The organism is Gammaproteobacteria bacterium (assembly GCA_041395725.1).
Lineage (GTDB): Bacteria > Pseudomonadota > Gammaproteobacteria > Pseudomonadales > Pseudohongiellaceae > NORP240.
The window spans coordinates 1,822,944-1,836,539 of record JAWKZW010000001.1; the positions used below are offsets into that span (position 1 = coordinate 1,822,944).

A 13,596-nucleotide genomic window follows, 5' to 3' on the forward strand; every position below is an offset into this window, starting at 1 on the left:
GCCTGGCGCTGGCGCGCTCGTTGAAAGCTGCTTTGGCATTTTTTAAACCGGTTGTGGCCCGTAGCCGGCCACTAATCCCCCTATACAAAAAGGCCCCACATTGCGGGGCCTTTTTGTATAGGGGCCAGGGGCGGAACCGAACTACCGACACGAGGATTTTCAGTAGACTGAGCGACCGATTCCGAAATTAATTCTATAAGTTAAAGCTTCTAGATCAGAGTGTGCTAAGAAGTGTGCTGAAAATAGGGTGAATGGGCGGCGATTTTAGCTGTAATTTCTATTAGCTGTTTGCTTTCTCACTTACTATCCAACTCTCTGACGGCAGCTTCCGGCCCAGGCTGTGGGAAAACTATTTTGGCGAACCGAAATCTTCAAAAGACGTACATGAGAGCTCAATTCCAGGTCAAAATCACGAGTAAAAGGGAAACTAGAGCACACTCATTAAGGTAATATATTTTCTTTTGCTCCGAGTTTTTACACAGCCTGGGCCAATACCGATACCGGACATTTATTTTTATTTCCAAACTAAAATGCTGATCGCTTACATCGCAAAAACTTTCTTGCTTAGGCTCTGTGCGAAATTAGTTGGGCAGCGCCACTCCCGCTAGGGATTCCGACAGTTGCCAGAGCCGGTTCTGCGCCGCTTCATCATTTGCGTACGCGCGGACAGTAGCGCTAACATCAGGATCTCCCTTCATCTCGTTCTGTCCGCTTGGGCAGATCCACTCCGACGGCCCGAGATTGCCTAAGCCCGGATCCACGGCTGCGCGAACATTGTTTAGAGCTCCGCGCTCAACGGACTGGGCAAGCAATCGCCCGAGAATTTTAAACCTGAGGGAGTGGCGCTGTAGATCCGTTGCCGTAAAGCCGGGGTGTGTAACAACTACTTCGAGACTAGGACATCGGCTTTTCAGGCCCCTCGCGAAAAGCACGTTGGCGAGCTTCGACTCTGCGTAGACCTGCATTGCATCGTAGTTTTTACCCTCGTCACGTACTGCCAACTTATCGAAGGGCAGAGGTTCCTTCGCCTGGTTTGCTGCCCCAGAGGTCGTGACTACTACGCGCCTGGTGATCTGAACCAGCGGCAAGGTCAGGGCGAAATGGCCAAGGTGATTAACTGCGAAGTGCGTCTCTACTCCATCTATAGTCTTGCTATGAGGCAGCAGTGCCACGCCGGCATTCAGCACCAGAGCATCGACATGCGACTCCTCCGCCAGCACTCGCTGAGTAAGCCGTGTCACGCTCTCAAGTGAGCCCAGATCCAACTCACGCAGCTGTGCACGCGCGCCAGCTTCATCCTGTAGAATGGCGAGCGCGTGCTGCCCTCGATCAGGATCTCGCGCGGTGAAGAGGACGCGAGCGCCAGCGCGAAGCAAATACTGAGTAGTGGTGAAGCCGAGGCCGGTGTTGCCTCCGGTTACGATGTAGAGCTTTCCGCTCAGATCTCCGATGTTTTTTTCGTTCCACATACGATTACCCTCTGCATCACTTGGCTGAATTTGCCACTTGCGCTAACCTTTCCTCAAGTGTTTGGCCTCGTTGAAGACTGAAATCCATGTAGGTAAACGGTGTTGCCGGCTGGCTTACATTATTCAATATGGCAATTTCGTCATCGGATAGGCTGATCTTCACCGATTGAATATTGTCTTCAAATTGCTCCATGCGACGAGCCCCGACTATAATGCTCGTGACTTCCGGTTGATGCAGCAGCCATGCGAGCGCAATTTGTGCGGGAGTTGCTTCATGAGCTGAGGCTATCTCTCTCAGCACCTCGACAACTGCATCACCTTTCTGTTGGTCTACAGGAGGAAATGAGGCGGTTGCTCGCCTACCTGATGCCCCGTCTTTTCCCGTGTATTTCCCGCTAAGGAAACCGCTGGCAAGTGGACTCCAGACCATGACGCCCATTTGCAGGTCGCGGACAGCGGGAAGCACCTCGTACTCAAGTTCCCTTCCTACCAGTGAATAATAGGACTGGGCCGAAACAAACTTATGGAAGCCTCGGGCTTCAGAGATGCCGTGAGCTTTTGCGATCTGCCAGCCAGTAAAATTTGAGAGCCCAATGTAACGAACCTTGCCGCTTCTTACCAAGTTGTCGAGTGTTGAAAGAGTTTCTTCGAGCGGAGTTGTAGGATCCCAGGAGTGTACCTGGTAAAGGTCGATATAATCTGTTCCTAACCTTTTCAGGCTTGCTTCCACTTCGCGCATTATTGCCTTCCGGCTCGTACCAAGTGAGTTCATGTCAGCTGAGAAGGGGTTATAGACTTTGGTTGCGATTACTGAGTTCTCGCGTCGTTTGCCGATTGCTTTGCCGAGCAGCTTTTCTGACTCACCCATGGTGTACAGGTTCGCCGTGTCGAAGAAGTTGATACCGACATCAAACGCTCGGTCAACTAACTCCTTAACCTCTTTTTCTCCCAATTCACCGATGCGCGCACTCATGGGGCCCTGCCCAAAATTCATTGTTCCCAAGCATAGCCGGGAGACGTAGAGTCCCGTGTTCCCTAGTGGTAAGTACTCCATTTCTGCTTCCTCTTTCTCTTTCTATTTCTAAGGAACCTCTGACTAATTATGGAAACGCTCTGCGGGAGTCTGTCGGGCGTCACTGCAAGGCGTCGTGCGCGGGGAATGGCCCAGCCCTTGCCACGCGCGACAACGCTGCAGTGGCGCCCGACAGGCCCCGCTCCAAGGGGTTTTCAGGCGAGCTCACTGCCTTCGTTGTCTCGCCTTGAAAGGCCGACGCATGCCGGCGGCAAGGCGCCTCGACCGTGACCTCGCCTGAAAGCCAGAGCGATTCCCTAATTAATCAGAGGTTCTCTAATGTTATTGCGCGGTTCTGACAGTAGTCCGTCATCAGCAGATTTTTCCAGACTCAGCCTGTCAATTTTCCAACTGCATGCAAGCCCTTGCTCAGCACAAAACTCATGTCCGGTTGTACAGCGCCAACCATTGCTTCGCTATCGTAGAGCTGCATGGCAAACTCGGCGACTTCTTCTGCTGTATGGTATTTAATGCCTTTGGTATCCTGCTCAGTGGGAACTATTTTTGAGCCATCCAATGCATTCAGCATGAACTCAGTGGCTATTGGTCCAGGCGCGAGTAGTTGTGCGCGCATCGCCAGTTTTTGGCTGGCGAGTTCATGTGCAAGTCCTTCAGTTAGCGCAGTAACAAAAAACTTAGTTGCAGAGTAGGGTATTGAACTCTCGAAGAGTGCATAACCCGCCCCGGATGCGACATTCATGAGTCGAGCTGCTTGTGTATGTTTTAGCTGGCTGAACGCGGCTGTTAACACCGCCACGGCGCTCACGTTCACTGCAATCATCGAGCGCATGGTTTCTGGCGTCGTGTCCCATGTGTAATCCCAGTGACCCAGGGCTGCGTTGTTGATCAGAACATCGATGCCAAGTTTGGGCAGTTCAGTGGCAAGACTTTGTACCTGCTCTGCATCCGCGAGATCAACCACTCTGTATTCCGCGCTTGCTGCGCCTGCGGTAATAAGCGCTGCTTGCAAGGATTCCAGTAAAGATTCGCGTCTTGCGACGACAACTACCCGGTTACCACGACGGGCAAATTGTTTTGCGATCGCAGCGCCTAATCCACTGCTCGCACCTGTAACCATTACATTCGCCATAATTCTTCCTTAGATACCAATATGTGTAGACTCTAAATCTTTCTCAAACAAGTATGCCAAATTCACTGAATCTGGAATCCATCCCTAAAAACCTTAGTGACTGCCTCGAAGTAGCGAGCGTCGAGGGCGTCGCTAACTTTTGTGTTATTGAGTTTGGCTACTCGATCTCTGCTGATGAACCAGTGCTCGGTTAAGGCGCTGAATAGAGCAAGAATCATGTCGGCATCCATGTCTTTTCTGAGTAAGTTCATTTTTTGCAGGTCGTGTATGAAATTGATGCCTTTCTTCTGCAATTCCTGTTCGGTTGCACTAGGCTTGTATTCGCCTTCGAAGCTCTCTAGCGCGAACATACGTGCAATTTCTGGGTGCTTCTTCAAAAACGAAAAGTAAGCAGTAATCGAGGAGGTAATGCCTTCCTCCGGATTGCTCTGGACCTCAGAGAACAGTGCTCGTTGTTGTTCAGCATAGGATGCGACAGAGGCATCTTTTACTGCCTTCCAAAGCCCCTGCTTATCGCCAAAATAATGGTGGAGCAGGCTCTTGGTAACGCCAGCTTGTTTTGCGATCAGGCTTAGTGAGACAGCGGCATACCCACGCTCCAGAAACAGTGTTGTGGCGGTGCTGAGTATTACGCCGGAGGTTTTATCGCGATCTCTCTTTTGTGGAGTGGGGGCTTTATCTTTCATAAGGGTCTTATTTAATTAACTGGACGGCCGGTCAATTAAATCAGCATGCCTGATAGAATGCAAGTGCTTGATGATCTGGTGGGGCGCGGTAAAAAGATAGCTGCTGATGCCGTTCACTTAATAACTTAGCGGTATTTCCGAGTTGACAGCAAAGGGGTCAGATTAGTTTGATTTTCGCCGGATTAGTGTTGTCTTCATCGGGGTGGAAGAATCCAAATGGCCTGAGGGCTATTTGTCCCCCGCGGTCTTCGCGCTGGCGCGCTCGTTGCAAATTGCTGGCGCAATTGGTGATTCGAATTTTGATTAAATCAAAATTCTGACCCACTGTGGGTGGGATGGGATAATCAATCGAGTGAGTATGAATGCCCATCCCCCGTTAATGGGGTAGAGCCAAATTCTCACCCTCCGAGCGGCGTTCCGCCGTCTGCGCTGCTGCCGCAGCTTTCGAACCACATCAGCGATTCTCGTTCAGCCCCTGAACGCCATATAAAAAAAGCCCCGCATTGCGGGGCCTTTTTGTATATGGTGCCCAGGGGCGGAATCGAACCACCGACACGAGGATTTTCAGTCCTCTGCTCTACCGACTGAGCTACCTGGGCGTTATGTTGCGAGCCGCGTATTAAACCCTCACGGCTTTTATTAGTCAAGGGGCCGGGAGGCGCTAGTTATCTTCGGGCACATAGCCCTCGGCCTGGTCGAAATCCTCGTTGCTGAGGAATTTCTCCATTTCCTCCTGCAGGTACTTGCGGTGCTCTGGATCGGCCATGCTCAGGTGCTTTTCATTGATCAGCATGGTCTGTTGCGACAGCCATTCTGTCCAGGCCTGCTGTGAGACGGATGCATAGATTTCCTGGCCCTTGGCGCCCGGATAGGGAGGGACCGGCAGTCCTGGCAGGTCTTTCTTGTATTTTCGGCAATGTACGGTGCGGGTCATGAATTTCCTCGTCGGTTGTCGGCGCTATGGGTCTTCGCGCTGCGGAGTTGCAGCTGCTGGAGCAGTTTCTTGACTGGTGCGGCCAGCCCCACTTCAGCGGGTTGGTCTAATGGATACCACAGCCAGCGCTCGGATTCCATGACCACGTCTGATGCGGTGTGGATTTTCCGGTGGATGGGGGTGATATCCAGGTGGTAGTGACTGAATGTATGGCGTACCAGAGGCCAGTCGTCTGGTTCCGAACTGCTGTGGGTCAGGGTGGTGATTTCCGGTACCTGCTCCGGACTGGCAGTTTCCGGGAAGCTCCACAATCCTCCCCAGATACCGCTGGGCGGGCGTTTTTCCAGTAGCACCTGGTTGTTGTACTCGTTGTGCAGCATGTGCATGACAGTGGCTTTTACGGGCAGTGTCCGGGCAGGCTTGCGACCGGGGTAGCTGTCAATTGCGTCGGCCTGCCGTGCCTGGCACTGATCGGCAAGCGGGCAGGTCTCACAGGCCGGCCTGGTCCGGGTGCACACGGTTGCGCCCAGGTCCATGATGGCCTGGGTGTACGCGCCCACCTGCCTGGTCGGGGTCAGCCGCTCCGCCAGTTCCCACAGCTCCCGTTTGACGGCACTTTGTTCCGGCCAGCCGGCGACGGCAAAGCAGCGGGTCAGCACCCGTTTGACATTCCCGTCCAGGATGGTTGCGCGCTTGCCATGGGCGAGCGCAACGATGGCACCGGCTGTTGAGCGGCCGATCCCCGGCAGTTCGCAGAGCAGGTCCACCCGCTGGGGAAACGCCCCTTCATAATCCTGTTGCAGAATTCCGGCTGCCCTGTGCAGATTCCGTGCCCGGGCGTAGTAACCCAGCCCGGTCCACAGGTGCAACACCTGGTCCAAGTCGGCTTCGGCCAGCGCTTTGACGGTGGGAAATACTTCGGTAAAGCGTTGGAAGTAGGGTATTACGGTGCCTACCTGGGTCTGCTGCAGCATGATTTCCGATACCCACACCCGGTAGGGGGTCGGGTTCTGCTGCCAGGGGAGATCTGTCCGGCCATGGCGTTTAAACCAGTGAAGCAGCTTGTCGGCAAATACAGCCATCAACTCACCCGGGCAGTCACGAGAACAGTCAGAAGTTTCCCGTGCCTGGAAAAGTGCCGGGTTCTGCCCGCAGGCGCTGAGCTGGTTGCAGCACTTGATCAGGTGGAGGAGTCTGGTCAGACAGCGGGTCCTGGCCAGGCGTCAGATCCTGACCCGAAGGCAGGGTTTGTTCCAGCGGCAGCGCTGGTGCTGGCAGCAGGTTAACCAGCAACCCACTGGTGAAAGTCTGCAGCGCTTCCGGTACCTGGTCCAGTATCACCTCATCCGGCTGAATCACCAGGGTTTCGCTGTCCAGCTGGTTAAAGATGTCTCTCACCTGAGCCAGGTCGGGGCGGCAGAAGCGATTGACCGGCTCATCGAAACCGGCACTGCATTGCACTGGCCAGGATACGTTGTGATAGCGTGGATTGAGAGGAATGGTCTGGGTAAAGGGCTCACTCAGAAGGGTGAAGACAAGGTCATAGTTGAAACGCTGCTGGTCCAGGTTGATGCCGCCGGTGCCGGTGATGTCAAAGTTGTCCAGGCGCACCTTGATCTGTTGATCTGCTTCCATGCCGTTGGTGGTAATCGCGTAGCCCCTGAGTTCATTGAAGCGGATGGCATCGGGCCAGCTCTGGAAGGCTTCCCCCGCGGGACTGAGCACCGATATGGCGTTGAATACCTGTTTGACGATGCCGATGTCTACGGAACTGTTGGCCATGGCAAAGCTGGTTGCGCCGGAGAGGCTTGTCATCCAGTCGGCCAGGCTAGTACCGGTGCCCGTATAGTGTGATTCCTGGCTCAGGCGCCCGGCCAGCGTGCCGGGTACGACTAACGGAAGTGGCAGGTCGGCGACATTAATATCGGTGGCAAACAGATCCAGCGTAACCTGCGGCAGCGCTACTGCGCTGTTGAGGCGCAGGTTACCTTCGACGGAACCGTCCAGCAGGCTGGATGGCTGCAACTCAATGTCGAGGATTCCGCTTTCCAGGTTGGTAAAAAGGGTGAGATTGCCAAACTGAAGGTTGCCGGTAAACAGGGAGCCTATCCCCACGGAGCCCTGCACATTGACCCCTGACCGCAGGCTGTCGGGAACCGTCAGCCTGGCGAGAAACCCGGGTTCCTGGTCGTCAGACACAACACTTTGAACACCCTGATCGTCGATCCCCGGTATCGGTTCAGGCTGATTGTTATCGGCAGACAGGTAGGGTGACAGATCCAGCGCACTGGTCTGCACATTAAAGCGGGCATTGGTGGGTAACAAGCCGTTGGCAAAACGCACGTTGGCGTCCAGATCCATTCGCATCTCACCCAGGGTGGCGACCAATTCAGGCAGTTCTATGCCAGTCCTGTCACCGCTGATGCTGGCCTGCAGACGGGTACGCCAGATGGCATTCTCACTGAATCCTGGCAGTCTCGGCTGTGCTGCCGGCTCTGTTTCGCCGAACAGGTTTTTCATCAGGTCGTCCAGGGCGAACTCGCTGGTTGTCAGCTGCGCCTGCCAGTCGGGCTGACCGAACAGGTTCTGCAGCCGGAATTCGCCTTCCAGCCGGGCCGGGGTCACGGCCAGCTGGATGTCGGCGAGGGATACCTCCCCGTCTTCCAGGTTCATGCTTCCGGTGGTGCTGAGGGTGATGGGCCAGGGCCGGGGCGCGGCCGGGAAAACCAGTTCAAAGCTGGCCTGCACAGGAAACGGCCGGCCACTGGCGTTGCTGTCCTGACTGTTTACCTCCAGGCCGCGAATGCTGTAATAGTAGCCCTGCTGCAGGTTCTGGATATCCACGCTGGCATTGGCAATGGAAATAAAGTTGAAGCGGGTCGTCAGTGCCGGCTCCGCGTCACTGTTCTGACCAGAAGCGGCCCCCTGCAAGCGGCGCAGGCGCTCGGTGGCCCACAGTGAATTGCCATCCGCGTCCACGTACCAGTTGAAATGGAAGTTGTCGGCCCGCAGCTCTTCCACCAGCAGGCGCCCACTCAACAGCTCACGGGGATTTACCCGCAGGCTTACCTGCGACGAGGAGGCCAGCTCCTGGGGGCGCTGTGGATTGCGCAGGCGCACATCATTCAGGGTTACGCCAACGTAGGGCTGCCAGGATACGGCCACATCGCCGGCGATGTTGAGTTCCAGCCCGGTGGCTTCGTAAGCCGCTTCTTCGATAGCCTGGCGATACTGGTCGGGGTCGATAATCACAACCAGAGCGACCACCGCCGAAACAATCACGGCCACGAGGGTGCCGAGGATGATCAGTGTTATGCGTAGCAGTCTGGACATCGCTATGTTTAGTCTCGCTGGTATCGTCTAAAGGGATTCACGGCCCGGATATCACCCGCTCCCAGGGCATGATGGGGGATTTCAGCGGGTGGGACGGGAAGGCGCTAGTGTACCGGATGGTCGCGTTACTTTCATCCCGGCTTTCACCCCAGTTTATATCACGGCTTTTATTGCGGCTTTTATTGCGACAAGGGGCGCTTTATAATGCGCGTCTTTACTTCCAAGGAGCGGTGGTCCGTCCCGGAACCGTAACCTGACCTCATGTCAGAAAGATCCGCCAGCGTAGAACGTAACACCAAAGAAACCCAGATCGCAGTCAGCGTAAACCTGGACGGCAGCGGGAAGCTGTCGGCCGACACCGGCCTGCCCTTCCTGGAACACATGCTCGATCAGATAGCCCGTCACGGCCTGATCGATATGGACATCAAGGCAACCGGCGACCTGGAGATCGATGCCCACCACACGGTGGAGGATCTCGGTATCACGTTGGGTCAGGCCTTTAACAAGGCGCTGGACAGAACCGGTATCCGCCGTTATGGCCATTCCTATGTGCCACTGGACGAGGCGCTGTCCCGGGTGGTGATCGATTTCTCCGGGCGGCCCGGGCTGGAGTACAAGGTGCAGTTCGCCCGGGGTACGGTCGGTGACTTCGATGTGGACCTGTTCTACGAGTTCTTTCAGGGGTTTGTGAATCACGCGCTTGTTACGCTGCATATCGACAATATCCGTGGTCGTAACGCCCATCACCAGATCGAGACCATCTTCAAGGCATTTGGTCGGGCACTGCGCATGGCTATGGAAATCGACCCACGGGCCAGCGGTGTCATCCCTTCCACCAAAGGGTCACTCTAAAGAAGTTCTGATCAAGTCCATGAATTCCCGTAATACCCGGCGCTCATCTGCCCTAACAGGCCAGCAGTCATTCAATGAATAAAGTTGCGGTTATCGATTACGGTATGGGAAATCTCCACTCGGTTTCCAAGGCCGTCGAGTTTGTTGCCAGGGAAGCGGGGCTCACCGTGCAGGTGGATGTTACCGATAACCCCGACCTGATCAGGCAGGCCGATCGGGTGATTTTCCCCGGGGTCGGTGCGATCCGCGACTGTATGGCCGAAATTCGACGGCACGGTATCGACGGGCTGGTTGCCGAAATCTCTCAGACCAAACCTGTACTGGCCATCTGTGTAGGGTTTCAGGCATTGATGGAATACAGCGAAGAAAACAACGGCGTGGCGTGTCTGGGCATCGCCCGTGGCAGGGTCAGGTATTTCGGTGACTCTCTGGCCGAGCAGGACGGCGAACGTCTCAAGGTGCCACACATGGGCTGGAACTGCGTGAAGCAGACCCTGGACCATCCGCTATGGGAAGGGATCGCGGACAACAGCCGATTCTACTTCGTGCACAGTTATTACATAGACGCCGATCCGTCGGAGCAGGTGGCGGGTATCACACATTATGGTCTCGATTTTGCCGCCGCGTTGAGCAAAGGCAATATATTCGCCGTGCAGTTTCATCCGGAGAAGAGCCAGGATGTCGGGTTACGCCTGTTGAGAAATTTTCTTTACTGGGAAGGAGTACAGTCGTGATCGTCATTCCTGCAATTGATCTGAAAGACGGCCAGTGTGTGCGCCTCAAGCAGGGTCGCATGGAAGACAGCACAGTGTTCTCCGACGATCCGGTTCAGATGGCCAGACACTGGCAGGAGCAGGGCGCACGTCGACTGCACCTGGTGGATCTCAACGGAGCCTTTGCAGGCGAGCCGGTCAATGGTGAAATCGTCAAACGAATCGCCACTGAACTGCCGGATCTGCCACTTCAGATAGGCGGTGGAATCCGGGAGCTGGCCACGATCCAGAGCTACCTGGATGCCGGTGTGAGTTATGTGATTATCGGCACCAGAGCCGTGGAGGACCCGGATTTTGTCCGGCTTGCCTGCCAGGAGTTTCCCGGGCAGGTTATCGTCGGCCTGGATGCCAGGGATGGACTGGTGGCGACCGACGGCTGGGCCAATGTATCCAAGCTGACGGCGATTGAACTGGCCCGGGCTTTTTCTGATTTTGGCGTAAGCGCGATCGTTTATACGGACATCGCCCGGGACGGGATGATGCAGGGCGTCAACGTTGAAGCCACCGTGAAGCTGGCGGAGCAGTCTTCCATACCTGTCATCGCCTCAGGCGGTATCACCACGATTGACGACATCGCCGCATTACAGGCTGTCTGCAAGACCACTACCGGTGGAGGTATCCTCGGCGCAATCACGGGTCGGGCGATCTACGAAGGCACCCTCGACCTGGGTGACGCCCAGCGGCTTCTCGATAAAGGTTAAGCTTGCCTGGCTTCCTTATCCAGAGGGAACATGATTCACAACCAGAGGTGAAAACTCCGCGACCACCGCACTTTGAAGAACACAGGGAGCAGGTATTCCACGCGCCGGAACGCCCGAGCAAAGCAGGGCGGCTGCATGCTGTCCCGGTCGATATTTTAGGGTAATAAAAAAATATTGAATTATTGGTAAATTACTTGGCTGGTCGGTCTATTGGTGGCCAGGCATTTTTTTCGCGGAGGCAAATCCATGGCACTGGCAAAACGCATCATTCCCTGTCTCGACTGTGACAAGGGGCGCGTGGTGAAAGGGGTGAAGTTTGTCGACATACGCGATGCCGGCGATCCGGTTGAAGTATCACGCCGCTACTGTGAGGCGGGCGCAGACGAAATAACCTTTCTGGATATCACTGCCAGCAACGAAGGGCGGGATACCACCGTGGAAACTGTCAAGGCAATTGCCGGGCAGGTTTTCATACCACTTACCGTGGGCGGCGGGATTCGCACTCTGGAAGATATCCGCACCATGCTTAACGCGGGAGCCGACAAGGTTTCCATCAACACGGCCGCGGTGAATAACCCTGAGTTCGTCAGGCAGGCGGCGCAGCGTTTCGGATCACAGTGCATTGTAGTCGCTATCGACGCCAAGAAAGTAAGCAAGGAAGGCGAGCCCGATCGCTGGGAAATTTTTACCCATGGCGGGCGCAATCCCACCGGTCTCGATGCCGTTGAATGGGCGCGTAAAATGGTGGCGTACGGCGCCGGCGAGATCCTGCTTACCAGCATGGACAGGGACGGCACCAAGGCAGGTTTTGATCTGGCGCTGAACCGGGCTGTCAGCGATGCGGTTCCAGTGCCCGTTATCGCTTCCGGTGGGGTCGGCAATCTGCAGCACCTTGTTGATGGTGTGCAGCAGGGCCATGCCGATGCCGTCCTGGCGGCCAGTATATTTCACTTCGGCGAATACAGTATTCAGGACGCCAAGCGGCACATGGCGGAGCACGGTATCACCGTGCGTGATTGAGGGGCAGTGGACTGATTTCGGAATCATTTATCGGGGTCGGTGATGGCGTTTAAATCTGTATCCCGCAAAATAAACAGATAAGTTAAAGAAATAATATTCCATATCCAGCGGCACAATTATTGTGAGCTTCACGCAGCCGAATCAGATGGGGGTCAAGATGAAGATAGCTCAAACCGATGATGAGATAATGGCCTGTTTCGATGTCATGAAACAGCTTCGGCCGCGGTTGGAGAAAGAGACCTGGTTGGCTACTGTGCGGGATATGGGATCGGAGGGCTATGCGCTTGCGTATCTGACCAGCGGCGATTCTGTCGCGGCGGTAGCCGGCTATTATATATGCCACAAACTGTCAGTGCACGGCAGATCCCTGTATGTCTATGACCTGGTAACCGATGACAAGCATCGCTCCGAAGGTTACGGAAAACAGCTTATCGATGCGTTAAAGGAACTGGCCAGAACTCAGGGCTGTGTCGCCATCGAGCTGGATTCCGGTGTACAGCGTTTCGGTGCCCACCGCTTTTATCTCCGCGAAGGTTTTCATATTTCTTCCCACCATTTCACCTGTGAGTTGGACTGACAGGCTGCTGAAAGCTCATTCAGTTTGCTATTCCGGTTGACGGCCTGAAAATACCTTTTGGTCACCCGCAAGCGCGGTTTTGATCCAAGGTGTGCGTTATTGGGCCTGTCCAGGCAGCTGAATAGAAAAACCCCCGATTTCGTTAATCTTACATACAGCTTGTCTCCTTAAACTGGAACTACACAGTAGAGAAAGGAGGGAGCAACCATGAAGAGTAATCAATCCAGCTTAGGCAGATTCGCGCAGCAGGCATTCAGGACAACAAGTTTTACCGTTGTGGTGATTCTGCTCGCCCTGCCTCTTACCAGGGCTTTCGCAGATGATTTTCGTAATGATCGGGGCCGCAATTTCTACGGCGCTGTAACGGTTGAAGGCTGGCGTCTCGGCGGTGCCTATCGTCAGGGCGGTTATGAGATCTGGCGCTGGACCCGTGGTGGCTGGCGCAGAATGCCAGGCCGAGGCGTCCAGTTGGGTGGTAATCCAAGAAACCCCTGGGTAATCAACTCTCAGGGCGAGCGGTATCACTGGACCGGCGGCGGCTGGCGACAGGTAGGTTACGCCAATGGCCGCGGATTCAACGGTCGCGGCAACATACGCCCGCCCGTGTTCCGGAACGATCGCGGTCGAAACGACTGGTATTCCCACCGCGGTTACCGCAATGACAGAAACGGCGGTCGACGGGATAACCGCAGAAACGTGGTCGAACGGCAGCGGGACCGCATAGAGTGGCAGCAGGATCGTATTCAGGACTTGCGCCAGGACCTGCGCCAGGAGCGTCGCGAGGATCGCGTCCAGGACCGCCGTGACGACCGCCGCAATGATCGAGACCGCAACCGCACCCGTGACGATCAGAATGACCGAAATGGCAGACGGGATGGTGATCGCGATAGGCAAGGTGGTGGTCGGCGGCAGTGAGCCTGGGGCTCTGCTTCGCCAGCCGCTTGGTCTATAATGGCCGCTCCGGAGAGGTGCCAGAGCGGCCGAATGGACCTGATTCGAAATCAGGAGCACGGGCAACCGTGCCGGGGGTTCAAATCCCCCCCTCTCCGCCAACCGGTAGTTTCAAGACATTCCATACTGATCCAAGTC

13 protein-coding genes and 2 tRNA genes are annotated in these 13,596 nt (G+C 55.3%); 7 read left to right on the forward strand and 8 right to left on the reverse strand.

The window, feature by feature from the left end:
- Positions 1–581: 581 nt before the first annotated feature.
- From R3F50_07945 to R3F50_07980, 8 genes are all read right to left on the reverse strand, one after another.
- Positions 582–1,469, reverse strand: a complete 888-nt coding sequence (locus tag R3F50_07945) for an SDR family NAD(P)-dependent oxidoreductase (GenBank protein ID MEZ5490238.1) — start codon at positions 1,467–1,469, stop codon at positions 582–584.
- A gap of 16 nt (positions 1,470–1,485) precedes the next feature.
- Positions 1,486–2,523: an aldo/keto reductase gene (locus R3F50_07950; GenBank protein ID MEZ5490239.1), complete on the reverse strand. Its 1,038-nt coding sequence runs from the start codon at positions 2,521–2,523 to the stop codon at positions 1,486–1,488.
- Between the two features lie 349 nt (positions 2,524–2,872).
- A complete protein-coding gene (locus tag R3F50_07955) occupies positions 2,873–3,631 on the reverse strand; it encodes an SDR family NAD(P)-dependent oxidoreductase (protein ID MEZ5490240.1) in 759 nt (252 codons plus the stop codon).
- 62 nt (positions 3,632–3,693) lie between these two features.
- Positions 3,694–4,317, reverse strand: coding sequence for a TetR/AcrR family transcriptional regulator (locus tag R3F50_07960; GenBank protein MEZ5490241.1), 624 nt, complete (start codon positions 4,315–4,317; stop codon positions 3,694–3,696).
- A 523-nt stretch (positions 4,318–4,840) separates the two neighbouring features.
- A tRNA-Phe gene (locus R3F50_07965) sits at positions 4,841–4,916 on the reverse strand.
- A 62-nt stretch (positions 4,917–4,978) separates the two neighbouring features.
- Positions 4,979–5,251 (reverse strand): oxidative damage protection protein, encoded by a 273-nt coding sequence (locus R3F50_07970; protein MEZ5490242.1) that lies wholly within the window; start codon positions 5,249–5,251, stop codon positions 4,979–4,981.
- Complete coding sequence (gene mutY, locus R3F50_07975; protein MEZ5490243.1) at positions 5,248–6,333, reverse strand: A/G-specific adenine glycosylase; 1,086 nt, start codon at positions 6,331–6,333, stop codon at positions 5,248–5,250. Before mutY ends, R3F50_07970 begins: the two co-directional genes overlap by 4 nt.
- 28 nt (positions 6,334–6,361) lie before the next feature.
- Complete coding sequence (locus R3F50_07980) at positions 6,362–8,584, reverse strand: AsmA family protein (protein MEZ5490244.1); 2,223 nt, start codon at positions 8,582–8,584, stop codon at positions 6,362–6,364.
- A gap of 261 nt (positions 8,585–8,845) precedes the next feature.
- Here R3F50_07980 and hisB point away from each other — a divergent pair, with 261 nt between their 5' ends.
- The 7 genes from hisB (at position 8,846) to R3F50_08015 (ending at position 13,559) form a co-directional block, all read left to right on the forward strand.
- Positions 8,846–9,436 carry an imidazoleglycerol-phosphate dehydratase HisB gene (hisB, locus tag R3F50_07985; protein MEZ5490245.1) on the forward strand — a complete coding sequence of 197 codons (591 nt, stop codon included), beginning with the start codon at positions 8,846–8,848 and terminating at the stop codon, positions 9,434–9,436.
- A 74-nt stretch (positions 9,437–9,510) separates the two neighbouring features.
- On the forward strand, positions 9,511–10,170 hold the full coding sequence (hisH, locus tag R3F50_07990; protein ID MEZ5490246.1) for an imidazole glycerol phosphate synthase subunit HisH: 660 nt from the start codon (positions 9,511–9,513) through the stop codon (positions 10,168–10,170).
- On the forward strand, positions 10,167–10,910 hold the full coding sequence (gene hisA / locus R3F50_07995) for a 1-(5-phosphoribosyl)-5-[(5-phosphoribosylamino)methylideneamino]imidazole-4-carboxamide isomerase (GenBank protein ID MEZ5490247.1): 744 nt from the start codon (positions 10,167–10,169) through the stop codon (positions 10,908–10,910). The genes hisH and hisA overlap by 4 nt, the downstream gene beginning before the upstream one ends.
- 246 nt (positions 10,911–11,156) lie before the next feature.
- A complete protein-coding gene (gene hisF, locus R3F50_08000; GenBank protein MEZ5490248.1) occupies positions 11,157–11,930 on the forward strand; it encodes an imidazole glycerol phosphate synthase subunit HisF in 774 nt (257 codons plus the stop codon).
- A 157-nt stretch (positions 11,931–12,087) separates the two neighbouring features.
- The gene (locus tag R3F50_08005; GenBank protein ID MEZ5490249.1) at positions 12,088–12,507 is read left to right on the forward strand and encodes a GNAT family N-acetyltransferase; all 420 of its coding nucleotides are present in this window, start codon (positions 12,088–12,090) and stop codon (positions 12,505–12,507) included.
- A gap of 207 nt (positions 12,508–12,714) precedes the next feature.
- A complete protein-coding gene (locus R3F50_08010; GenBank protein ID MEZ5490250.1) occupies positions 12,715–13,422 on the forward strand; it encodes a hypothetical protein in 708 nt (235 codons plus the stop codon).
- 47 nt (positions 13,423–13,469) lie between these two features.
- Positions 13,470–13,559 (forward strand) — tRNA-Ser (locus R3F50_08015).
- The last annotated feature ends 37 nt before the right edge of the window (positions 13,560–13,596 follow it).

Excerpts from the sequence above, each read along its gene's own strand:
- R3F50_07945 (MEZ5490238.1), bottom strand. The coding sequence starts at position 1,469 with ATGTGGAACGAAAAAAACATCGGAGATCTGAGCGGAAAGCTCTACATC.
- R3F50_07950 (MEZ5490239.1), bottom strand. The coding sequence starts at position 2,523 with ATGGAGTACTTACCACTAGGGAACACGGGACTCTACGTCTCCCGGCTA.
- R3F50_07955 (MEZ5490240.1), bottom strand. The coding sequence starts at position 3,631 with ATGGCGAATGTAATGGTTACAGGTGCGAGCAGTGGATTAGGCGCTGCG.
- R3F50_07960 (MEZ5490241.1), bottom strand. The coding sequence starts at position 4,317 with ATGAAAGATAAAGCCCCCACTCCACAAAAGAGAGATCGCGATAAAACC.
- R3F50_07970 (MEZ5490242.1), bottom strand. The coding sequence starts at position 5,251 with ATGACCCGCACCGTACATTGCCGAAAATACAAGAAAGACCTGCCAGGA.
- mutY (MEZ5490243.1), bottom strand. The coding sequence starts at position 6,333 with ATGGCTGTATTTGCCGACAAGCTGCTTCACTGGTTTAAACGCCATGGC.
- R3F50_07980 (MEZ5490244.1), bottom strand. The coding sequence starts at position 8,584 with ATGTCCAGACTGCTACGCATAACACTGATCATCCTCGGCACCCTCGTG.
- hisB (MEZ5490245.1), top strand. The coding sequence starts at position 8,846 with ATGTCAGAAAGATCCGCCAGCGTAGAACGTAACACCAAAGAAACCCAG.
- hisH (MEZ5490246.1), top strand. The coding sequence starts at position 9,511 with ATGAATAAAGTTGCGGTTATCGATTACGGTATGGGAAATCTCCACTCG.
- hisF (MEZ5490248.1), top strand. The coding sequence starts at position 11,157 with ATGGCACTGGCAAAACGCATCATTCCCTGTCTCGACTGTGACAAGGGG.
- R3F50_08005 (MEZ5490249.1), top strand. The coding sequence starts at position 12,088 with ATGAAGATAGCTCAAACCGATGATGAGATAATGGCCTGTTTCGATGTC.
- R3F50_08010 (MEZ5490250.1), top strand. The coding sequence starts at position 12,715 with ATGAAGAGTAATCAATCCAGCTTAGGCAGATTCGCGCAGCAGGCATTC.